Here is a 20,983-nt window from a genome sequence, read left to right as displayed (position 1 = left end):
AAGTGTTGAGTGAAGATCGGCCTTGCCTTTGAGCAGTCAGCTGTCAAAGGCGTTCCTTAGCCAGTTCAAATGAGCCGCGCTGCCGTCTATGGCAACCACGTCGAAACGGCAGGGGGAGTTGGCCCAGCGCGACTCGCGCTGCAGAAAATACTGCGCGGCGAGTATCAATTTCTGACGCTTGCGCGCATCGATGCTGCCGAGCGCGCCACCCCATTGGGTGTTTTGTCTGTAGCGGACTTCGACGAATACTACTGTATCGCCGTCAAGCATGACCAGATCAAGCTCGCCGCGTTTACACAACCAGTTCTGCGCCAAGAGGCGCAGACCTTGTTGCTGGAGATGCTTGAGCGCCTGGCTTTCGGCATCTCGACCACTTTGTTGGCGTGACCTGTCGGGCATCAGCGCGGCGTATCAGGCAGGCGTTGAACCTGGCCATTGATGAACTGTGCCCATGGCAGTTGACGCTGAACGCGTTGCGACGAGGTCATGCTCAGAGTGCCCGACTGACCTTCGATGGTGCTGTCTGGCAGTGCCTTGAGTTGGCCCAGGCGCGGCGCCAGGCGATAGGCGTCGACGCCCATTGCGTAAAGACGGCCCAGGCTGCCCGCAGCTTGCGGCCATTGAGCGGTCACTTGTCTGCGCAGCGGGTCGTTGGCGTCCAGCAGCCATGGGGTTTCGCAGAAGCGAACGCCGTTCATGTCGTTGTACTGGTTCTGGTCGCCGCTGGCGCTGAATACGTGGGACGTGGCGTAAACCGGTACGTCACCTGCGTATTGGAAGTTCAGCGTTGGCTTGATCTGCTGGGCTTGCTGTGGTGTCGAGGCGAGGAAAATGAACTCGATGTCCTGGCGGCGCGAAGGCTGTGCAGCGACCTGCGAGCCTACGGTGCTTTGCAGACTCTTGGCGCGACCTTCGCTCTGACGCAGCTGGAACAGGTCGGCGATTTGCTGAGCCAGGGCTACCGGCTGATCAACGCGTTCAATGCCCACGACGGTACCGCCGTTGGCTTCCCAGTCCTGGCGGAAGGCTTTGAGCACGCGATCGCCCCATTCGCCTTTCGGCACCAGTGCGGCGGCGCGGTGCAGGCCATCGGCGCGTGCCCGGCGGGAAACTTCGCGGGCTTCGTCTTCGGCAGCCAGGCCGAACTGGAACAGTTGGGCTGGTCCTTGCTCGCCTTCGCTGTAGTTCAGCGCCAGCGTGGTGATCGGCAGTTGCGGGCGAGCGCTGAGTTGTTTGACCAGCGGTTTTTCCAGCGGGCCGATGACCAGTTGCACACCGTCGGCTTGTGCCTTGCGATAGAAGTCGTCCAGCGAGGTCAGGTGCGAGCTGTCATAGAACTCGATGGCAGGCGGCTTCTGCCCGGCTTGTTGAGCCTGGTAGTGAGCGGCCATGAAACCTTCGCGCAGTGCCTTGGCGACCGACGCCAGCGGACCGTCCTGCGGCAGCAGCAGGCCGATCTTGCTGATCGGTTGGCTGGCCAGTTCCTTGAGTTTGGTCAAAGGCAGTGGCAGCACAAGTGCAGCAGGGTGTTTAGGGTGCTGGGCGCGCCAGTTGTCGATGGCGGCCTGCTGCTGTTCCAGCGTAGCGGCGTTTTTCACCGCCACGGCCAGGCTCATCCAGCCGCCGAGGTCGTCGGTGGTGATGGGTTGCAGTTGATCGGTCGGCAAGGACGCAATGAGTGCCCAGATGGCCTCGTGGTTTTTGCTGGCCGCGTCATCCTTGAGCAGTGGGGCGATAAAAATGCGTTCGCGGGCGGCGGCCAGGGTCTGACCGTCGGCTTCAAGGGCGCGCGCATGGACGGTGCCAGTGCGTACTTGCTGCTCGACCGGCATCTCGCTCAGGTGTTGCTGGCTCGGATGGCTCAAGGCGGTCAGTGCTGCCTTGGGCTGGTTGCGAGTCATCGCCAGTTCGGCGGCCAGGGTGCTGGCGTATACCTGTTGGCCGGGTTTCAACTGGTCCATTGGGACCTGTTGAAGGATTTGTGCCGACTGGCCGGCATTACCCTGGCGGTAGGCCAGGTCTGCCGCGCTCAGGCGTAACAAGGCGGCCTTCTCCGGCGTTTTGCTGGTGGCGGCCTGTTCGAGCAATTGCTCGATACTGGCATCCGCAGTCCGTGGAAGTTCGCCAAGGCTGGAGGAGGGCGAGCTGGCGCAAGCCGCCAACAGAGCAGCGAGGCAGAGGGCAGAGAACAGCCGCAGGCAAGCGATCATGTAATGTTCCTGATACTCGATCAAATTAGCGTGGAATTGTACCCAAGCGCTGGCCGGGGCGCGATGTTACTGGCGTGAAACCTTCAATTTAGGTCGTGTAAATGTTACGGCGATCAACAAAAGGGCGTGGAGCAAGATGATCGCTGCGCGTATTCAAGGCACTTCTACGCGCTACAATGCCGGTTTTACCGATCATGAGGTGTGCGCTTTGACTGCTCCAGGTGCTTTGAATTCCGTTGCTGGCTCGCTTTATGTGGTGGCGACGCCCATCGGCAACCTGGATGACATCAGTGCGCGGGCGCTGAAAATCTTGCGTGACGTGGCGTTGATCGCGGCTGAAGACACTCGTCACTCCTTGCGGTTGCTGCAACATTTCGGGATCGCCACGCCGCTGGCGGCGTGTCATGAGCACAATGAGCGCGATGAAGGCAGTCGCTTCATCACGCGTTTGCTGGCTGGTGACAATGTCGCGCTGATCTCCGATGCGGGAACGCCGCTGATCTCTGATCCGGGTTATCACCTGGTGCGTCAGGCGCGGGCGGCAGGTATCAATGTAGTGCCGGTTCCCGGTGCCTGCGCGCTGATTGCGGCGTTGTCTGCGGCGGGGTTGCCATCCGACCGGTTCATCTTCGAAGGCTTTTTGCCGGCCAAGGCGGTGGGGCGACGTGCGCGCCTGGAGTCCATAAAGGAAGAGCCGCGTACGCTGATCTTTTACGAAGCGCCACACCGGATTCTCGAATGCTTGCAGGACATGGAGCTGGTATTCGGTCCTGAGCGTCCGGCGCTGCTCGCTCGCGAGCTGACCAAAACCTTCGAAACCCTCAAGGGGCTGCCGTTGGCCGAGTTGCGTGCATTTGTCGAGAACGATAGCAATCAGCAGCGCGGCGAGTGCGTGGTGTTGGTGTCCGGTTGGTCGGCGCCTGAGAGTGAGGAGGCGGTGAGTAGCGAGGCGATGCGTATTCTCAATCTGCTGCTCGAGGAAATGCCGCTCAAGCGTGCTGCGGCGTTGGCGGCGCAAATTACCGGTGAGCGCAAGAACGTTCTCTACCAGGTGGCCCTGGATAAACAGAAAGGCGAGTAAAAACGCGGGTTGTAGAGCGGCAAAAGGCTTTTATCGCTTGTTCTTCGGGCTCTCTGCCGTTAACCTTTGCGGCGGAGAGTCGATTGGACAGTCGCTGCCCTCTATGAAAATTAGGGGGGGGAGGAAAGTCCGGGCTCCATAGGGCGAAGTGCCAGGTAATGCCTGGGAGGCGTGAGCCTACGGAAAGTGCCACAGAAAATAACCGCCTAAGCACTTCGGTGCCGGTAAGGGTGAAAAGGTGCGGTAAGAGCGCACCGCACGACTGGCAACAGTTCGTGGCTAGGTAAACCCCACTTGGAGCAAGACCAAATAGGGTCCCAAGGCGTGGCCCGCGCTGGGACCGGGTAGGTTGCTAAAGATGTCCAGTGATGGCCATCGTAGACGAATGACTGTTCAAGACAGAACCCGGCTTATAGATCGACTCTCCACCTTTTTGTTCCTTCGGCTTGAATCTTTGGCGGAAGGACGTGGTAATACTGGTTGGCCATCTGCTGAGCCCCAAGCAGAGGCATTGATGTAGTGGCGATTACCCTCCCTGCTTGAATCAATAGCAGAAGCGCTTTTGTAATACCGAAAAAATCTTACTCTTAACAAATCACTTTAACTTCTGAACGTAGCCTTCAGTGCTGCTTCAAGTTATTGAGCAAAATCATCCGCCAAATACTCGTAACCCCTTCTTTTACAGCGCTAAATCTCCGATCTGTAAGGGTTTTCCTTCAATCCGTGCCTTGACGGTGTGGTGGGCGCATTCCTATAGTGTGCGCAAGTGGCGGAAAGTGGCATGAAGTGGGTTTTTTAAGCGTAAAACGCTAAAATTTGGAGAAACGCTGACGTGTTTCGCGGAGCTAACGCTATCAGTCTCGATGCAAAAGGCCGTCTCGCCATGCCGAGCCGGTATCGTGACGAGCTCGTTTCGCGAAGTTCCGGGCAGTTAATTGTCACAATTGATGCCGTTGATCCTTGTTTATGTGTTTACCCGCTCGATGAGTGGGAGCTGATTGAAACCAAACTGCGCGCACTGCCTTCGCTTCGCGAAGAGAACCGTCGTTTGCAACGTTTGCTGATTGGTAATGCCGTCGACCTCGAGCTCGATGGCAGTGGTCGTTTTCTGGTTCCACCGCGTCTGCGCGAATACGCCAAATTGGATAAGCGCGCGATGCTGGTAGGCCAACTGAACAAGTTCCAATTGTGGGACGAGGATGCCTGGGATGCGGTTTCTGCTGCTGACCTGGCTGCTATTCAACAACCGGGCGCTATGCCTGATGAACTGCGTGATTTGATCCTGTGACTATTGATAGCGGCTTTAACCACATCACCGTACTGCTTGACGAAGCCGTTGAGGCTCTCGCCGTACGCCCTGATGGCTGCTATCTGGATGGCACGTTCGGGCGCGGCGGGCATAGCCGCCTGATTCTCAGCCAGCTTGGACCCGATGGTAGGTTGCTGGGGTTCGACAAAGATCCTCAGGCGATTGCCACCGGGCAAACGCTAGCGGCCGAAGACGGCCGCTTTGTCGTTGTGCAGCGCAGCTTTGCCGAGCTCGGTTCGGAAGTTGCCGAACGCGGTCTGGCCGGCAAGGTCAGCGGCGTTCTGCTCGACCTGGGCGTGTCTTCGCCACAGCTCGACGACCCGGAACGTGGCTTCAGCTTCCTCAATGACGGCCCGCTGGACATGCGCATGGACCCGTCTCGCGGGATCAGTGCGGCAGAGTTCGTCAACACCGCACCCGTCGAAGAAATTGCCCGCGTGTTCAAGGAATACGGCGAAGAGCGCTTCTCCGGTCGTATGGCCCGTGCCGTGGCCGAGCGCCGCGATATCAAGCCCTTCGAGCGCACTGGCGATCTGGCTGAAGTCCTGAAAGTCGCCAACCCTGCCTGGGAGAAGGGCAAGAACCCGGCTACCCGCGCGTTCCAGGGCCTGCGAATTCACGTCAACAACGAGTTGGGCGATCTTGAGACCGGCCTCGAAGCCGCGCTTGACGCTCTCGAAGTCGGTGGTCGCCTGGTGGTGATCAGCTTCCACTCGCTGGAAGACCGCATCGTCAAACAGTTCATGCGCAAACTGGTCAAGGGCGAAACCGACAACCTGCCGCGCAACCTGCCGGTACGTTTCGAAGCCTTTGTGCCGAAAATCAAGATTCATGGCAAACCGCAGTTCGCTGGCGAAGCCGAACTCAAAGCCAACCCTCGTTCCCGTAGCGCCGTCATGCGTGTCGCGGAGAAACTTCGGTGAGCAAGCTCTTCGCCAAGCCACTTCCAGGCGGAAGCTTTTTCATGCTGCTGCTATTTATTGCCGTATTGGTCTCCGCGATCGGAGTTTCCTATAGCGCTCACTGGAACCGTCAACTGCTGAATTCGCTGTACAACGAGTTGAGTGTGCGCGACAAGGCGCAGGCAGAGTGGGGCCGGTTGATTCTTGAGCAGAGCACCTGGACCGCTCACAGCCGTATCGAAGTATTGGCCACTGAACAACTGAAGATGCGCATTCCCGGCGCCGCTGAAGTACGGATGGTGGCGCCATGATGAAACTCGAAGGGGCACTCTTTCCGTGGCGGTTTCGCGTGGTGCTTGGCTTGCTGGGTGTCATGGTGGTTGCAATCGCGTGGCGCATTGTCGACCTGCAGGTGATCGACCGTGACTTCCTGATTGGTCAGGGCGATGCGCGCAGTGTTCGACACATCCCGATCCCGGCTCACCGTGGTTTGATCACCGACCGTAACGGCGAGCCGTTGGCCGTGAGCACGCCGGTCACCACCCTGTGGGCCAACCCCAAGGAAATGCAGCTGGCCAAGGAAAAGTGGCCGGCACTGGCGATGGTGCTGGGCCAAGACCCTAAAGTCCTGGCCGAGCGACTTGAAGCCCAGGCGAATAAAGAATTCATCTATCTGGTGCGCGGGCTGACCCCCGAGCAGGGCCAGGTCGCGCTCGATCTGAAAGTGCCGGGCGTTTACGGCATCGAAGAGTTCCGGCGTTTCTACCCGGCCGGCGAAGTCACTGCGCACATGGTCGGCTTTACCGACATCGATGACCACGGGCGTGAAGGCGTGGAGTTGGCGTACGACGAATGGCTGGCTGGTGTCGCTGGCAAGCGTCAGGTCATCAAGGACCGGCGCGGCAGACTGATCAAAGACGTTCAAGTGACCAAAAACGCCAAGGCCGGCAAGCCCTTGGCGTTGTCGATTGACCTGCGTCTGCAATACCTGGCGAACCGCGAGCTGCGCAACGCGATCATCGAGAACGGCGCCAAGGCTGGCAGCCTGGTGATCATGGACGTCAAGACCGGCGAGATTCTCGCCATGGTCAACCAGCCGACCTACAACCCGAACAACCGTCGCAACCTGCAACCGGCGATGATGCGTAACCGCGCGATGATCGATGTGTTCGAACCGGGTTCGACCATGAAAGCGATCTCCATGAGTGCCGCGATCGAAACCGGCCGCTGGAAACCGAGCGACACCGTCGAGGTGTACCCGGGCAGCTTGCAGATTGGTAAATACACCATCAAGGACGTATCCAAGACCGAAGGCCCGGTGCTTGACCTGACCGGCATTCTGATCAACTCCAGTAACGTCGGCATGAGTAAGGTCGCCTTCGATATCGGCGGCGAAACGATTTTCCGTCTTGCGCAGAAAGTCGGCCTCGGCCAGGACACCGGCCTGGGTTTCCCAGGCGAGCGCGTCGGCAACCTGCCGAACTATCGCGAATGGCGCAAGGCCGAGACGGCCACGCTGTCGTACGGCTACGGCATTTCGGTGACCGCCATTCAGCTGGTCCACGCCTTCTCGGCGCTGGCCAACAACGGCCGTATCGCACCGCTGACCCTGATCAAGACTGACAAGGCCGCGCAAACTACTCAAGTGATTCCTGAAGCCGTGGCGAAAACCATGCAGGGCATGTTGCAGCAGGTGATCGAGGCGCCGCGCGGCGTATTCCGTGCGCAAGTGCCGGCCTATCACGTCGCTGGCAAGTCCGGTACTGCACGTAAGACATCGGTGGGCACCAAAGGCTACGCCGAGAACTCCTACCGCTCGCTGTTCGCAGGTTTTGGTCCCATGAGCGACCCGCGCTACGCGATCGTCGTGGTCATTGATGAACCGAGCAAGGCCGGTTACTTCGGTGGTCTGGTTTCGGCTCCGGTGTTCAGCAAGGTGATGTCCGGGACCCTGCGTCTGATGAATATCACACCGGACAACCTGCCGCCCACCCAGCAAGCCAACGCGGCCCCGGTTACCCCTGTTAAAGCCAATGGAGGGCGTGGCTGATGTCGCTTAGCCTGAACAAGATTTTCGCCCACGCTGACCGTGATCTATTGATTCGCGAACTAACCCTGGACAGCCGTAATGTCCGAGCGGGCGACCTGTTCCTGGCCGTCCCAGGCGCTAAATTCGACGGTCGTGCGCACATTGCCGATGCCTTGCAACGTGGTGCCGCCGCAGTCGCCTACGAAGTCGAAGGTGCGACTGTTCTGCCGATTACCGATGTGCCGCTGATTCCGGTCAAGGGCCTGGCCGCGCAATTGTCGGATATTGCCGGGCGTTTTTATGGCGACCCGAGCCGTAACCTGAACCTGGTTGGCGTGACCGGCACCAACGGCAAGACCAGCGTGACCCAACTGGTCGCGCAAGCGCTGGACCTGTTGGGGCAGCACTGCGGCATTGTTGGCACTCTGGGCACCGGTTTCTACGGCGCACTGGAAAGCGGCCTGCACACCACGCCGAACCCGATTGCAGTACAGGCAACCCTGGCCGACCTGAAAAAGGCCGGCGCCAAAGCCGTGGCCATGGAAGTGTCCTCCCACGGCCTGGATCAAGGGCGCGTGACGGCATTGGCGTTCGATGTGGCGGTGATGACCAACCTGTCGCGCGATCACCTGGATTATCACGGGACCATGCAAGCCTATGGCGAGGCCAAGGCCAAGCTGTTTGCCTGGAACGATCTGAAGTGCCGGGTGATCAACCTGGACGACGCGTTCGGTCGGCAACTCGCGGCTGAAAAGGGTGAGTCGCGACTGATCACTTACAGTCTCGAAGACGCCAGCGCCTACCTCTATTGCCGTGAAGCGCAGTTCGACGATGAAGGCGTGCGCGCCACACTGGTAACGCCGCAGGGCGAACACCATTTACGCAGTGCCTTGCTCGGCCGTTTCAACCTGAGCAACGTACTGGCCGCTGTCGGTGCCTTGCTCGGTCTGGATTACGCGCTGGATGAAATCCTCCACGTACTGCCACAACTCGAAGGTCCGGCCGGTCGCATGCAGCGTCTGGGCGGCGGTACTCAGCCGCTGGTGGTGGTCGACTACGCCCATACCCCGGATGCGCTGGAAAAAGTCCTGATGGCCCTGCGTCCACACGCCAAGGGCAAATTGCTCTGCCTGTTCGGTTGCGGCGGTGACCGCGACCGCGGCAAGCGTCCGCTGATGGCCGAAGTGGTCGAGCGTCTGGCTGACGGCGTGCTGGTCACCGATGACAACCCGCGCAGCGAAGACCCTGCACAGATTTTCGACGACATCCGCGCCGGTTTCACGGCGGTGGATAACGTTCGATTCGTCGCCGGTCGTGGCCAGGCGATTGCCCAGTTGATCGCCAGCGCCAGCGCCGATGACGTGATTGTGCTGGCCGGTAAAGGTCACGAGGACTATCAGGAAATCAACGGCGTGCGCCATGACTTCTCCGATCTGGTGGAGGCCGACCGTGCCTTGACCGCGTGGGAGGTGGCTCATGCTTAAAGCCTTGAAATTGAGCGAAGTGGCGGGGCCATTGGCCGGCCGTCTGCTGACTGCCGACAGCAGCTTCGATGGCGTCAGCATCGACAGCCGGGCGATCAAGCCGGGCCAGTTGTTTGTTGCCCTGACCGGGCCGCGTTTCGATGGACATGACTACCTGAATGACGTGGCTGCCAAAGGCGCGGTCGCGGCCCTGGTCGAGCGTGAAGTGACGAACTCCACGTTGCCTCAGCTGCTGGTCACGGATACTCGTCAGGCCCTTGGCGAACTCGGCGCGCTGAATCGTGCGGCGTATTCGAATCCGGTCGCGGCGATTACCGGCTCCAGCGGCAAGACCACGGTCAAGGAAATGCTCGCGAGCATCCTGCGCACGCGCGGTCCGGTACTGGCGACCCGTGGCAACCTGAACAATGACCTCGGCGTTCCGCTGACCTTGCTCGAACTGACTGCGGAACACACCGCAGCCGTTATCGAACTAGGTGCTTCGCGGATCGGCGAGATTGCCTACACCGTCGGCATGACCAAGCCGCATGTAGCCGTGATCAACAACGCCGGGACCGCCCACGTCGGCGAATTCGGCGGCCCGGAAAAAATCGTTGAAGCCAAGGGCGAGATTCTCGAAGGGCTGGACGCCGATGGCGTCGCCGTTCTGAACCTCGACGACAAGGCGTTTGATATCTGGAAGAAGCGTGCCGCGGGTCGTCAGGTGCTGAGCTTTGCCCTGAACGACAGCCGTGCCGATTTCCATGCTACTGATCTGGCTCGAGACGCCCGCGGTTGCCCGTCCTTCACGCTGCACAGTCCGCAAGGCGTCGAACAGGTTCAACTGAACCTGCTTGGCACCCACAACGTTGCCAATGCCTTGGCCGCCGCGGCTGCCGCGCATGCCCTGGGTGTGTCGCTGTTCGGTATCGCCACGGGGTTGAATGCGGTGCAACCGGTCAAGGGCCGTGCCGTGGCGCAACTGGCGACCAATGGCATGCGCGTAATTGATGACTCTTACAACGCGAACCCCACCTCAATGTGCGCCGCCGTTGATATACTCGCCGGCTTTTCCGGCCGCACCATTCTGGTGCTCGGAGATATTGGCGAGTTGGGCGAGTGGGCGGAGCAGGGGCACCGTGACGTTGGCGCGTACGCCAGCGGCAAGGTTTCCGCGCTTTATGCCGTTGGCCCGATGATGGCGCATGCCGTCGCAGCCTTCGGTGAACAGGCTCGTCACTTTGCCAATCAGGCTGATCTGATCGCGGCGCTGGGCGCCGAACACGATACAAACACCACTATTTTGATCAAGGGCTCGCGAAGCGCTGCGATGGAAAACGTCGTTGCGGCTTTGTGCGGTTCGAGCGGGGAGAACCATTAATGCTGCTGTTGTTAGCGGAGTATCTGCAACAGTTCTACAAAGGCTTCGCGGTCTTTCAGTACCTGACCCTGCGCGGGATTCTCGGTGTGCTGACCGCGTTGTCGTTGTCGCTGTGCCTGGGTCCATGGATGATCCGCACGTTGCAGAACCGCCAGATCGGCCAGTCTGTCCGTAATGACGGCCCGCAATCGCACTTGTCCAAGTCGGGCACTCCGACCATGGGCGGCGCACTGATTCTGACCGCCATCGGCGTCAGCACCTTGCTTTGGGCCGACCTGCACAACCGCTATGTGTGGGTCGTGTTGCTGGTCACGCTGCTGTTTGGTGCCGTGGGCTGGGTCGACGATTACCGCAAAGTCATCGAGAAGAACTCTCGTGGCTTGCCGAGCCGCTGGAAATACTTCTGGCAGTCGGTGTTCGGCCTGGGCGCGGCGATCTTCCTTTATATGACTGCACCCAGCGCGGTTGAAACGACCTTGATCGTGCCGATGTTCAAAGACGCCAGCATCGCGCTCGGCATTGGCTTCGTGGTCCTGACCTACTTCGTGATCGTTGGCTCCAGCAACGCGGTCAACCTGACTGACGGCCTCGATGGCCTGGCGATCATGCCAACCGTGATGGTCGGCGGCGCGCTGGGGATCTTCTGCTACTTGTCGGGTAACGTGAAATTCGCCGAATACCTGCTGATCCCTTATGTACCGGGCGCAGGTGAGCTGATCGTGTTCTGCGGTGCGCTGATCGGCGCCGGCCTGGGTTTCCTCTGGTTCAACACCTACCCGGCTCAAGTCTTCATGGGCGACGTCGGCGCACTGGCGCTGGGCGCAGCGTTGGGCACCATCGCAGTGATTGTCCGCCAGGAAATCGTCCTGTTCATCATGGGCGGCGTGTTCGTGATGGAAACCCTGTCGGTGGTCATTCAGGTTGCCTCTTTCAAGCTGACCGGTCGCCGCGTGTTCCGCATGGCACCGATTCACCACCACTTTGAACTCAAGGGCTGGCCCGAGCCACGCGTGATCGTCCGTTTCTGGATCATCACCGTGATTCTCGTACTGGTCGGCCTTGCCACCCTGAAGCTGAGGTAGAACAAGTGTCTCTGATCGCTTCTGACCACTTCCGCATCGTTGTCGGCCTCGGCAAGAGCGGCATGTCCCTGGTTCGCTTCCTGGCGAACCGGGGAGTGTCGTTCGCTGTCGCCGATACGCGGGAAAATCCACCGGAGCTGGCCACGCTGCGTCGTGACTACCCGCAGGTGGAAGTGCGTTGTGGCGAGCTGGATGTCGAATTCCTCTGCCGTGCCGACGAGCTCTACGTGAGCCCGGGCCTGGCCTTGGCGACTCCGGCCCTGCAGGCGGCGGCTGCCCGTGGCGTGAAGCTGTCGGGTGATATCGAATTGTTCGCACGTAATGCGAAGGCGCCGATTGTTGCCATTACCGGTTCCAACGCAAAAAGCACCGTGACCACGCTGGTCGGCGAAATGGCGGCAGCGGCCGGCAAGCGCGTGGCGGTGGGCGGTAACCTCGGTACTCCGGCACTCGATCTGCTGAGCGACGACGTCGAGCTGTACGTGATGGAACTCTCGAGCTTCCAGCTGGAGACCACCGATCAGCTGGGCGCCGAAGTGGCCACCGTGCTGAACATCAGCGAAGACCATATGGACCGTTACAGCGGTCTGCCGGCCTATCACCTGGCCAAGCACCGGATCTTCCGTGGCGCGAAGCAAGTGGTGGTCAATCGTCAGGATGCGCTGAGCCGTCCGTTGATGGGCGAGGGCCTGCCGTGCTGGACCTTCGGTCTGAACAAGCCGGATTTCAAGGCCTTTGGTCTGCGCGAGGAAAATGGCGAGAAGTATCTGGCCTTTGAATTCCAGAACCTGATGCCGGCACGCGAGTTGAAAATTCGTGGCGCGCATAACCAGTCCAACGCCCTCGCGGCCTTGGCCCTGGGGCACGCCGTGGGCCTGCCGTTCGATGCCATGCTCTCGAGCCTGCGGACTTTCGCCGGGCTTGAGCATCGCTGCCAGTGGGTCCGCGACCTGAATGGCGTGAGCTACTACAACGATTCCAAAGCCACCAACGTTGGCGCCGCTTTGGCCGCTATCGAAGGCCTGGGCGCAGATATACAAGGCAAGCTGGTGCTGATCGCCGGTGGCGACGGCAAAGGTGCCGAGTTCAAGGATCTGCGTGATCCGGTCGCGGCCAACTGCCGCGCCGTGGTGTTGATGGGGCGTGACGCCGAGTTGATTGGCCAGGCCATCGGCGATGCCGTGCCACTGATTCGCGTCAACTCGCTGATCGAAGCGGTCGAGCAATGCCGCGCCATCGCCCAGCCAGGCGATGCGGTGCTGCTATCGCCGGCGTGCGCCAGTTTCGACATGTTCAAGAACTACGAAGAGCGTGGGCACCTGTTCGCCCGGGCCGTGGAGGACTTGGCATGAGCTTGAGAAATATCATCAAGCCGTACCCGTCGCCGATCATCACCGGGCGCGGTATCGACCTCGACTTCCCGATGCTCGCCGGTTGCCTGGCGTTGATCGGCCTGGGGCTGGTCATGATCGCCTCTGCCTCGACCGAAGTGGCGGCGGTACAGTCGGGCAGCGCCCTGTATTACATGATTCGCCACCTTGTCTACATCGTGCTCGGCTTCGGTGCCTGCATCGTCACCATGATGATCCCGATTGCCACCTGGCAACGCCTGGGCTGGCTGATGCTGATCGGTGCATTCGGTTTGCTGGTGATGGTAATCGTCCCGGGGATCGGCCGTGAGGTGAACGGTTCGATGCGCTGGATCGGTTTCAGCTTCTTCAACGTCCAGCCTTCCGAGATTGCCAAGGTCTTTGTGGTGATCTACCTCGCTGGTTATCTGGTGCGTCGGCAGAAAGAAGTGCGCGAAAGCTGGATGGGCTTCTTCAAGCCGTTCATCGTGCTGCTGCCAATGGCCGGCCTGCTGCTGATGGAGCCCGACTTCGGTGCCACCGTCGTGATGATGGGGGCCGCGGCGGCGATGCTGTTTTTGGGCGGCGTCGGGCTGTTCCGCTTCACCTTGATGGTGATACTGGCGGTGGTGGCGGTGGTGCTGCTGATCAAGATGCAGCCTTATCGAATGGCGCGTCTGACCACCTTCACCGATCCTTGGGCCGACCAGTTCGGTTCCGGCTACCAGTTGACCCAGGCACTGATCGCCTTCGGTCGCGGTGAGTGGCTGGGCGTTGGCCTGGGCAACAGCGTGCAGAAACAGTTCTACCTGCCGGAAGCGCACACCGACTTCGTGTTCTCGGTTCTGGCCGAAGAACTGGGCGTGGTCGGCTCCCTGGCCACCGTCGCGCTGTTCGTCTTTGTGTGCATACGCGGCATGTACATCGGGTTGTGGGCAGAAAAGGCCAAGCAATTCTTTGCCGCCTATGTCGCCTACGGCTTGTCGTTCCTGTGGATTGGTCAGTTCCTGATCAACATCGGGGTGAACGTCGGCCTGCTGCCGACCAAGGGCCTGACCTTGCCGTTCCTCAGTTACGGCGGCAGTTCGTTGGTGATCTGCTGCGCCTGTCTTGGCTTGTTGTTGCGCATCGAATGGGAGAGTCGAACCCACTTGGGCAGCGAAGAGATGGAATTCAGCGAGAGTGACTTCGCCGAGGAGCCGACCCATGGGCGCTAACGTGCTGATCATGGCGGGCGGCACCGGTGGCCACGTGTTCCCGGCGCTGGCCTGCGCTCGCGAATTTCAGGCGCGCGGCTATACCGTGCACTGGCTCGGGACGCCTCGCGGAATCGAAAACGAACTGGTCCCGAATGCCGGCCTGCCGTTGCACCTGATCAACGTCAGCGGCCTGCGTGGCAAGAGCAAGCTGTCGCTGCTCAAGGCACCTTTTGTATTGCTCAAGGCGATCTGGCAGGCCCGTGCCGTCATTCGCCAGCTGAAGCCGGTCTGCGTCCTGGGCTTTGGCGGATATGTCACCGGTCCTGGTGGCGTAGCCGCCAAACTGGCTGGCGTGCCCGTGATCGTTCATGAACAGAACGCCGTCGCCGGTACCGCCAATCGGTTGCTGGTGCCGTTGGCCGCGCGAGTCTGCGAAGCTTTCCCGGACACCTTTGCTGCCAGTGGCAGCCGGCGCACTACCGGTAACCCGGTGCGCACCGAGTTGTTCCTCGATACAGCGCGTCCAGCCCTGGCCGGACGCAAAGCGCGTTTGCTGATCCTGGGCGGAAGCCTTGGGGCAGAACCGTTGAACAAATTGCTGCCTGAAGCCCTGTCGCAGGTGCCTGTTGAACTGCGTCCGGAAGTGTTTCATCAGGCCGGTAAAAACCACGATGAAGTGACTGCCGAGCGCTATCGCACGGCCGGTGTCGAGGCGCAAGTGCAGCCTTTCATCAAAGACATGGCCCAAGCCTATGGCTGGGCCGACCTGGTGGTCTGTCGCGCTGGCGCGCTGACTGTCAGTGAGTTGGCTGCTGCCGGTCTGCCCTCGATGCTGGTGCCTTTGCCCCACGCGATCGACGATCACCAGACCCGCAATGCCGAATATTTGGCTCGTGAAGGCGCTGCCTTCCTGATGCCGCAAAGAACGACTGGCGCAGCGGATCTCGCTGCACGCCTGACAGAGGTCTTGATGCAACCGCAACGACTCAACGACATGGCTGGCGCCGCTCGTCGCCTGGCCAAACCTGATGCAACCCGCAACGTGGTCGATATCTGCCTGGAGGTGGTTCATGGTTGAAAATCAGAAAGCCATGCCGCAACCGGAAATGCGCCGCATCCGTCGCATCCACTTCGTCGGAATCGGCGGTGTGGGCATGTGCGGCATTGCCGAAGTGTTGCTGAACCTGGGCTATCAAGTGTCCGGTTCCGACCTGAAGGCGTCGCCGGTGACCGAGCGTCTCGAATCGTTCGGCGCCCAGATTTTCATCGGCCACCGCGCCGAAAATGCCGCGACCGCCGATGTACTGGTGGTGTCGAGTGCCGTGAACCCTTCCAACCCGGAAGTCGCGACGGCCCTTGAACGTCGTATCCCCGTGGTGCCGCGTGCAGAAATGCTCGCCGAGCTGATGCGCTACCGCCACGGCATCGCCGTCGCCGGTACTCACGGCAAAACCACCACCACCAGCCTGATCGCTTCGGTGTTCGCCGCCGGTGGCCTGGACCCGACCTTCGTGATCGGTGGCCGCCTGAATGCAGCAGGCACCAATGCCCAACTGGGCACCAGCCGTTACCTGATCGCCGAAGCCGACGAAAGCGACGCCAGTTTCCTGCACCTGCAGCCGCTGGTGGCCGTGGTCACCAACATCGACGCCGACCACATGGCGACCTACGACGGTGACTTCAACAAACTGAAGAAAACCTTCGTCGAGTTCCTCCACAACCTGCCGTTCTACGGTTTGGCGGTGATGTGCCTGGACGACCCGGTGGTGCGTGAAATCCTGCCGCTGGTCAAACGTCCGACCATGACCTACGGCTTCAGCGAAGATGCCGACGTACGCGCCATCAATGTTCGCCAGCAAGGCATGCAGACCTTCTTCACCGTGCTGCGCCCTGATCGCGAACCATTGGATGTCTCGGTGAACATGCCGGGCAATCACAACGTACTGAACTCGCTGGCGACCATCTGCATTGCGACCGACGAGGGCGTCAGCGATGAAGCCATCGTTCAGGGGCTGTCGGGCTTCCAGGGTGTTGGCCGACGCTTCCAGGTCTACGGCGAACTACCGGTCGAAGGCGGCAACGTGATGCTGGTGGACGACTACGGTCACCACCCGACCGAAGTTGCAGCGGTGATCAAAGCCGTGCGCGGTGGCTGGCCAGAGCGCCGCCTGGTGATGGTTTACCAGCCGCACCGCTACAGCCGCACCCGCGACCTGTACGACGATTTCGTCAATGTCCTGGCCGACGCCAACGTGCTGCTGCTGATGGAAGTCTACCCGGCCGGCGAAGAGCCGATTCCGGGGGCTGACAGCCGCAAACTGTGCAACAGCATCCGCCAGCGCGGTCAGCTCGACCCGATCTACATCGAGCGCGGTGTCGACCTCGCGCCTGTGGTCAAGCCGCTGCTGCGTGCCGGCGACATCCTGTTGTGCCAGGGCGCCGGTGATATCGGTGGTCTTGCACCGAAACTGTTGAATAGTCCGTTGTTCGCGGGTGCGGTTGTCGCTCCTAACGAAGGAAAGTTGAAATGACTGCAGCCTACGCCAACCTGTTCTCGACAATCGCTCCGAAAGACTTCGGCCGCGTGGCCGTGCTGTTCGGTGGCAAAAGCGCCGAGCGTGAGGTTTCGCTGAAATCCGGTAACGCGGTGCTTGAAGCGCTGCAGTCCGCTGGCGTGGATGCGTTCGGCATCGACGTCGGCGACGATTTCCTGCAACGCCTGCTGAACGAAAAAATCGACCGCGCCTTCATCATTCTCCACGGTCGTGGCGGTGAAGACGGCAGCATGCAGGGTTTGCTCGAATGCCTGGGTATTCCGTACACCGGCAGCGGCATCCTTGCCTCTGCACTGGCCATGGACAAGCTGCGGACCAAACAGGTCTGGCACAGCCTCGGCATTCCGACGCCACGTCACGCGGTACTGACCAGCGAAGCCGACTGTATTTTGGCGGCGACGGAACTGGGCTTCCCTTTGATCGTCAAACCGGCGCATGAAGGTTCAAGTATCGGTATGGCCAAAGTGACTTCGGCAGCAGAATTGATCGAAGCCTGGAAAGCGGCCAGTACCTACGATTCGCAAGTGTTGGTCGAGCAATGGATTCAAGGTCCGGAGTTCACCATTGCGACCCTGCGTGATCAGGTGTTGCCACCGATCGCTCTGGGCACGCCTCACACTTTCTACGACTACGACGCCAAGTACCTGGCTTCCGATACCCAGTACCGGATCCCGTGTGGCCTCGATAGCACTAAAGAACAAGAACTCATGGACCTCACGGCAAAAGCCTGTGAGGCGCTGGGTATCGCCGGTTGGGGAAGGGCTGACGTGATGCAGGACGCCGATGGGCAGTTCTGGTTCCTGGAAGTCAATACCGCACCGGGCATGACCGATCACAGTCTGGTCCCGATGGCCGCACGCGCCGCCGGTCTGGATTTCCAGCAGTTGGTGCTGGCGATCCTGGCGGCCAGTGTTGGCAGTCACGTAGAGCCGCGAGGTTAAGACCATGCAAGGCGCCCAGCTACGTCATCAGCCATCCGCACCCGGCCGCAAGCCGGTGCCGCGGGGTGCCAGCCGAATGGTGGCCAAAGAGCCGATGTCGGTGCGCCTGCCGAAAGCCAATTTTGGTTTTCTCAAAGCCTTGTTCTGGCCCGTGCTGTTGGTCGCGTTGGGGTTCGGTACTTACGAAGGTGCACAGCGCTTGTTGCCGTACGCCGATCGGCCGATCACCAAGATCAACGTGCAGGGCGATTTGAGTTACATCAGCCAGCAAGCAGTGCAGCAGCGGATCGCCCCGTACGTGGCGGCGAGCTTCTTCACCATTGACCTGGCGAGCATGCGTACCGAGCTGGAACAGATGCCATGGATTGCCCACGCCGAAGTGCGTCGCGTCTGGCCTGACCAGGTGGTGATTCGCCTGGAGGAGCAACTGCCCGTGGCCCGTTGGGGTGACGAAGCGTTGCTGAACAACCAGGGGCAGGCGTTTACGCCGCGTGAATTGGCCAACTACGAACATTTGCCACAGCTGTTCGGCCCACAACGGGCCCAGCAGCAAGTGATGCAGCAGTATCAGGTGTTGAGCCAGATGTTACGGCCATTGGGCTTCTCGATTGCCCGGCTGGAATTGCGTGAACGCGGCAGCTGGTTTCTGACCACTGGTGCGGGTAGCGCGGGCCCTGGGATCGAGTTGTTGCTGGGACGCGATCACCTGGTGGAAAAGATGCGCCGTTTCATTGCCATCTACGACAAGACGCTTAAAGAACAGATTACGAACATTGCGCGCATCGACCTGCGTTATGCCAACGGCCTGGCCGTTGGCTGGCGGGAACCTGTAGCGCCCACGACGGCCCAACGCGCTGTCGCGAAGAATTGAGAAGAGGCAGGACCATGGCAAACGTGCAAAGCGGCAAAATGATCGTCGGTCTGGATATCGGCACCTCCAAGGTGGTGGCGCTGGTAGGCGAGGTCGCGGCCGATGGCCAACTGGAAATCGTCGGGATCGGTACTCACCCCTCCCGCGGCCTGAAGAAGGGCGTGGTGGTGAATATCGAATCCACCGTGCAGTCCATTCAGCGTGCGATCGAAGAAGCGCAACTGATGGCTGGCTGCCGGATTCACTCGGCGTTCGTCGGTGTGGCGGGCAATCACATTCGCAGCCTGAACTCCCACGGCATCGTGGCGATTCGTGATCGCGAAGTCAGCTCGGCCGACCTTGAGCGCGTGCTCGATGCGGCCCAGGCCGTGGCCATTCCGGCGGATCAGCGCGTACTGCACACGCTGCCGCAGGATTACGTGATCGATAACCAGGAAGGCGTGCGTGAGCCTTTGGGCATGTCCGGCGTACGTCTGGAAGCCAAGGTCCACGTGGTCACCTGCGCGGTGAACGCTGCACAGAACATTGAGAAATGCGTGCGTCGTTGCGGCCTGGAAATCGACGACATCATTCTCGAACAACTGGCGTCGGCGTACTCGGTACTGACCGATGACGAGAAAGAGCTGGGCGTGTGCCTGGTGGACATCGGTGGCGGTACCACCGATATCGCGATCTTCACCGAAGGCGCGATTCGTCACACCGCGGTGATCCCGATTGCCGGTGACCAGGTGACCAACGACATCGCCATGGCGTTGCGCACTCCGACCCAGTACGCCGAAGAAATCAAGATCCGCTACGCCTGCGCCCTGGCCAAACTGGCCGGCGCCGGTGAAACCATCAAGGTCCCAAGTGTCGGTGATCGTCCGCCGCGCGAGCTGTCCCGTCAGGCCCTGGCCGAAGTGGTCGAGCCGCGTTACGACGAGCTGTTCACGCTGATCCAGGCCGAGCTGCGTCGTAGCGGCTACGAAGACCTGATCCCGGCCGGCATCGTGCTGACCGGCGGTACTTCGAAGATGGAAGGCGCGGTCGAACTGGCCGAAGAGATTTTCCACATGCCGGTACGCCTGGGCGTACCGCATGGCGTCAGAGGCCTGGACGACGTAGTGCGCAACCCGATTTATTCCACCGGCGTTGGTTTGCTGATGTATGGCCTGCAAAAGCAGTCCGATGGCATTTCCTTCTCGGGGATCAGCAGCAGTCGCGATAGCTACAACAACGAAGAGGCCAAGAGCCCGTTGATCGATCGCATCAAAAGCTGGGTCCAGGGCAATTTCTGAAGATTTACCGTAACACCGTAACACCGTGACACCGCAGCACCGTTGTACGCAGTAGGCGCAGTAGGCGAAAAAAACTAGAGAATGTAAGGAGAGGGAAAATGTTCGAACTCGTAGACAACATCCCCGCAAGCCCGGTTATTAAAGTTATCGGTGTTGGCGGTGGCGGCGGCAACGCTGTGAATCACATGGTCAAGAGCAACATTGAAGGCGTTGAGTTCATCTGCGCCAACACTGATGCCCAAGCGCTGAAAAGCATCGGCGCGCGGACCATCCTGCAATTGGGCACCGGCGTGACCAAAGGTCTGGGTGCTGGCGCGAACCCTGAGGTCGGTCGTCAGGCCGCTCTGGAAGACCGCGAGCGCATCGCCGAAGTGCTGCAAGGCACAAACATGGTGTTCATCACCACCGGCATGGGCGGCGGTACCGGTACCGGTGCTGCGCCGATCATTGCCGAAGTGGCCAAGGAAATGGGGATCCTCACCGTTGCGGTAGTGACTCGTCCGTTCCCGTTCGAAGGTCGCAAGCGCATGCAGATCGCAGACGAAGGCATCCGCCTGCTGTCTGAAAGCGTCGACTCGCTGATCACCATTCCCAACGAGAAGCTGCTGACCATCCTCGGTAAAGACGCAAGCCTCTTGTCGGCTTTCGCCAAGGCCGACGATGTACTGGCCGGTGCCGTTCGCGGTATCTCCGACATCATCAAGCGTCCGGGCATGATCAACGTCGACTTCGCCGACGTCCGTACCGTGATGAGCGAAATGGGCATGGCGATGATGGGCACTGGCTGCGCCAGCGGTCCTAACCGTGCGCGTGAAGCGACCGAAGCGGCTATCCGTAACCCGCTGCTCGAAGACGTGAACCTGCAAGGTGCACGCGGTATCCTGGTGAATATCACCGCCGGTCCTGACCTGTCTCTGGGTGAGTACTCCGACGTGGGTAGCATCATCGAAGCCTTCGCTTCCGAACACGCCATGGTCAAGGTCGGTACCGTTATCGATCCGGACATGCGCGACGAGCTGCACGTTACCGTGGTTGCCACCGGTCTGGGCGCGAAAATCGAGAAGCCTGTCAAGGTCATCGACAACACCGTTCACACCTCCATGGCTTCGCAGCCACAACAACAATCCCCTGCACGCCAGGAACAGCCAGCGGTAAACTACCGTGACCTGGACCGTCCGACCGTCATGCGCAACCAGGCTCAAGCCGGTGCTGCGACTGCCGCGAAGATGAATCCGCAAGACGATCTGGACTACCTGGACATCCCGGCATTCCTGCGTCGTCAGGCCGATTGATGGAATGTATCAGGGCTATGAAGGTGATTGGTGTTCAGCAAA

Annotated in this window: 18 protein-coding genes and 1 other RNA gene; 17 read left to right on the top strand and 2 right to left on the bottom strand. The window is 60.4% G+C overall.

Annotation, left to right across the window (positions count from 1 at the left end; all coding sequences use genetic code 11):
* Positions 1 to 36 precede the first annotated feature (36 nt).
* Together AC1RJ3_RS12320 and AC1RJ3_RS12315 are read right to left on the bottom strand one after the other, a co-directional pair.
* On the bottom strand, positions 37 to 399 hold the full coding sequence (locus AC1RJ3_RS12320) for a YraN family protein (RefSeq protein ID WP_019693569.1): 363 nt from the start codon (positions 397 to 399) through the stop codon (positions 37 to 39).
* Positions 399 to 2,210 (bottom strand): penicillin-binding protein activator, encoded by a 1,812-nt coding sequence (locus AC1RJ3_RS12315; RefSeq protein WP_489111878.1) that lies wholly within the window; start codon positions 2,208 to 2,210, stop codon positions 399 to 401. The genes AC1RJ3_RS12320 and AC1RJ3_RS12315 overlap by 1 nt, the downstream gene beginning before the upstream one ends.
* Before the next feature lie 208 nt (positions 2,211 to 2,418).
* Between AC1RJ3_RS12315 and rsmI the strand changes: the two genes are divergently transcribed.
* The 17 genes from rsmI to ftsZ all read left to right on the top strand — a co-directional run bounded on the left by rsmI (position 2,419) and on the right by ftsZ (position 20,941).
* Entirely contained in the window at positions 2,419 to 3,291 is an 873-nt protein-coding gene (gene rsmI, locus AC1RJ3_RS12310) for a 16S rRNA (cytidine(1402)-2'-O)-methyltransferase (RefSeq protein ID WP_054598243.1), read from the top strand.
* 75 nt (positions 3,292 to 3,366) lie between these two features.
* Positions 3,367 to 3,720, top strand: an RNA gene (gene rnpB / locus AC1RJ3_RS12305) — RNase P RNA component class A.
* A gap of 403 nt (positions 3,721 to 4,123) precedes the next feature.
* Complete coding sequence (mraZ, locus tag AC1RJ3_RS12300) at positions 4,124 to 4,579, top strand: division/cell wall cluster transcriptional repressor MraZ (protein ID WP_019693566.1); 456 nt, start codon at positions 4,124 to 4,126, stop codon at positions 4,577 to 4,579.
* On the top strand, positions 4,576 to 5,523 hold the full coding sequence (gene rsmH / locus AC1RJ3_RS12295) for a 16S rRNA (cytosine(1402)-N(4))-methyltransferase RsmH (protein ID WP_371919146.1): 948 nt from the start codon (positions 4,576 to 4,578) through the stop codon (positions 5,521 to 5,523). The genes mraZ and rsmH overlap by 4 nt, the downstream gene beginning before the upstream one ends.
* Positions 5,520 to 5,813, top strand: a complete 294-nt coding sequence (gene ftsL, locus AC1RJ3_RS12290; RefSeq protein ID WP_054595708.1) for a cell division protein FtsL — start codon at positions 5,520 to 5,522, stop codon at positions 5,811 to 5,813. Before rsmH ends, ftsL begins: the two co-directional genes overlap by 4 nt.
* Positions 5,813 to 7,552, top strand: a complete 1,740-nt coding sequence (locus AC1RJ3_RS12285) for a peptidoglycan D,D-transpeptidase FtsI family protein (protein ID WP_216741349.1) — start codon at positions 5,813 to 5,815, stop codon at positions 7,550 to 7,552. The genes ftsL and AC1RJ3_RS12285 overlap by 1 nt, the downstream gene beginning before the upstream one ends.
* Positions 7,552 to 9,015 (top strand): UDP-N-acetylmuramoyl-L-alanyl-D-glutamate--2,6-diaminopimelate ligase, encoded by a 1,464-nt coding sequence (locus AC1RJ3_RS12280; RefSeq protein ID WP_054595710.1) that lies wholly within the window; start codon positions 7,552 to 7,554, stop codon positions 9,013 to 9,015. Before AC1RJ3_RS12285 ends, AC1RJ3_RS12280 begins: the two co-directional genes overlap by 1 nt.
* Positions 9,008 to 10,375 carry a UDP-N-acetylmuramoyl-tripeptide--D-alanyl-D-alanine ligase gene (locus tag AC1RJ3_RS12275; protein WP_493079155.1) on the top strand — a complete coding sequence of 456 codons (1,368 nt, stop codon included), beginning with the start codon at positions 9,008 to 9,010 and terminating at the stop codon, positions 10,373 to 10,375. The genes AC1RJ3_RS12280 and AC1RJ3_RS12275 overlap by 8 nt, the downstream gene beginning before the upstream one ends.
* A complete protein-coding gene (mraY, locus tag AC1RJ3_RS12270) occupies positions 10,375 to 11,457 on the top strand; it encodes a phospho-N-acetylmuramoyl-pentapeptide-transferase (RefSeq protein WP_054595712.1) in 1,083 nt (360 codons plus the stop codon). Before AC1RJ3_RS12275 ends, mraY begins: the two co-directional genes overlap by 1 nt.
* 5 nt (positions 11,458 to 11,462) lie before the next feature.
* Entirely contained in the window at positions 11,463 to 12,809 is a 1,347-nt protein-coding gene (gene murD / locus AC1RJ3_RS12265; RefSeq protein WP_493079153.1) for a UDP-N-acetylmuramoyl-L-alanine--D-glutamate ligase, read from the top strand.
* A complete protein-coding gene (gene ftsW / locus AC1RJ3_RS12260) occupies positions 12,806 to 14,023 on the top strand; it encodes a putative lipid II flippase FtsW (protein WP_054595714.1) in 1,218 nt (405 codons plus the stop codon). Before murD ends, ftsW begins: the two co-directional genes overlap by 4 nt.
* Entirely contained in the window at positions 14,013 to 15,083 is a 1,071-nt protein-coding gene (gene murG / locus AC1RJ3_RS12255) for an undecaprenyldiphospho-muramoylpentapeptide beta-N-acetylglucosaminyltransferase (protein ID WP_054595715.1), read from the top strand. Before ftsW ends, murG begins: the two co-directional genes overlap by 11 nt.
* On the top strand, positions 15,076 to 16,536 hold the full coding sequence (gene murC, locus AC1RJ3_RS12250; RefSeq protein WP_054595716.1) for a UDP-N-acetylmuramate--L-alanine ligase: 1,461 nt from the start codon (positions 15,076 to 15,078) through the stop codon (positions 16,534 to 16,536). The genes murG and murC overlap by 8 nt, the downstream gene beginning before the upstream one ends.
* Positions 16,533 to 17,501, top strand: coding sequence for a D-alanine--D-alanine ligase (locus AC1RJ3_RS12245; protein ID WP_103319136.1), 969 nt, complete (start codon positions 16,533 to 16,535; stop codon positions 17,499 to 17,501). The genes murC and AC1RJ3_RS12245 overlap by 4 nt, the downstream gene beginning before the upstream one ends.
* A 4-nt stretch (positions 17,502 to 17,505) precedes the next feature.
* The gene (locus AC1RJ3_RS12240) at positions 17,506 to 18,372 is read left to right on the top strand and encodes a cell division protein FtsQ/DivIB (RefSeq protein WP_054595718.1); all 867 of its coding nucleotides are present in this window, start codon (positions 17,506 to 17,508) and stop codon (positions 18,370 to 18,372) included.
* Positions 18,373 to 18,386: 14 nt separating this feature from the next.
* The gene (ftsA, locus tag AC1RJ3_RS12235; protein ID WP_347928957.1) at positions 18,387 to 19,649 is read left to right on the top strand and encodes a cell division protein FtsA; all 1,263 of its coding nucleotides are present in this window, start codon (positions 18,387 to 18,389) and stop codon (positions 19,647 to 19,649) included.
* A gap of 98 nt (positions 19,650 to 19,747) precedes the next feature.
* Positions 19,748 to 20,941, top strand: a complete 1,194-nt coding sequence (gene ftsZ, locus AC1RJ3_RS12230) for a cell division protein FtsZ (protein WP_054595719.1) — start codon at positions 19,748 to 19,750, stop codon at positions 20,939 to 20,941.
* Positions 20,942 to 20,983 lie beyond the last annotated feature (42 nt).

It is taken from the genome of Pseudomonas sp. GW822-FHT04C11 (assembly GCF_058800905.1).
This window is presented reverse-complemented; position numbering and strand designations above follow the sequence as displayed.

What these genes read in the sequence shown, in the direction of transcription:
- ftsA (WP_347928957.1), top strand. Translation starts at nt 18,387, where the DNA reads ATGGCAAACGTGCAAAGCGGCAAAATGATCGTCGGTCTGGATATCGGC.
- AC1RJ3_RS12320 (WP_019693569.1), bottom strand. Translation starts at nt 399, where the DNA reads ATGCCCGACAGGTCACGCCAACAAAGTGGTCGAGATGCCGAAAGCCAG.
- murC (WP_054595716.1), top strand. Translation starts at nt 15,076, where the DNA reads ATGGTTGAAAATCAGAAAGCCATGCCGCAACCGGAAATGCGCCGCATC.
- murG (WP_054595715.1), top strand. Translation starts at nt 14,013, where the DNA reads ATGGGCGCTAACGTGCTGATCATGGCGGGCGGCACCGGTGGCCACGTG.
- AC1RJ3_RS12280 (WP_054595710.1), top strand. Translation starts at nt 7,552, where the DNA reads ATGTCGCTTAGCCTGAACAAGATTTTCGCCCACGCTGACCGTGATCTA.
- ftsW (WP_054595714.1), top strand. Translation starts at nt 12,806, where the DNA reads ATGAGCTTGAGAAATATCATCAAGCCGTACCCGTCGCCGATCATCACC.
- mraY (WP_054595712.1), top strand. Translation starts at nt 10,375, where the DNA reads ATGCTGCTGTTGTTAGCGGAGTATCTGCAACAGTTCTACAAAGGCTTC.
- AC1RJ3_RS12240 (WP_054595718.1), top strand. Translation starts at nt 17,506, where the DNA reads ATGCAAGGCGCCCAGCTACGTCATCAGCCATCCGCACCCGGCCGCAAG.
- AC1RJ3_RS12315 (WP_489111878.1), bottom strand. Translation starts at nt 2,210, where the DNA reads ATGATCGCTTGCCTGCGGCTGTTCTCTGCCCTCTGCCTCGCTGCTCTG.
- AC1RJ3_RS12275 (WP_493079155.1), top strand. Translation starts at nt 9,008, where the DNA reads ATGCTTAAAGCCTTGAAATTGAGCGAAGTGGCGGGGCCATTGGCCGGC.
- ftsZ (WP_054595719.1), top strand. Translation starts at nt 19,748, where the DNA reads ATGTTCGAACTCGTAGACAACATCCCCGCAAGCCCGGTTATTAAAGTT.
- AC1RJ3_RS12285 (WP_216741349.1), top strand. Translation starts at nt 5,813, where the DNA reads ATGAAACTCGAAGGGGCACTCTTTCCGTGGCGGTTTCGCGTGGTGCTT.
- AC1RJ3_RS12245 (WP_103319136.1), top strand. Translation starts at nt 16,533, where the DNA reads ATGACTGCAGCCTACGCCAACCTGTTCTCGACAATCGCTCCGAAAGAC.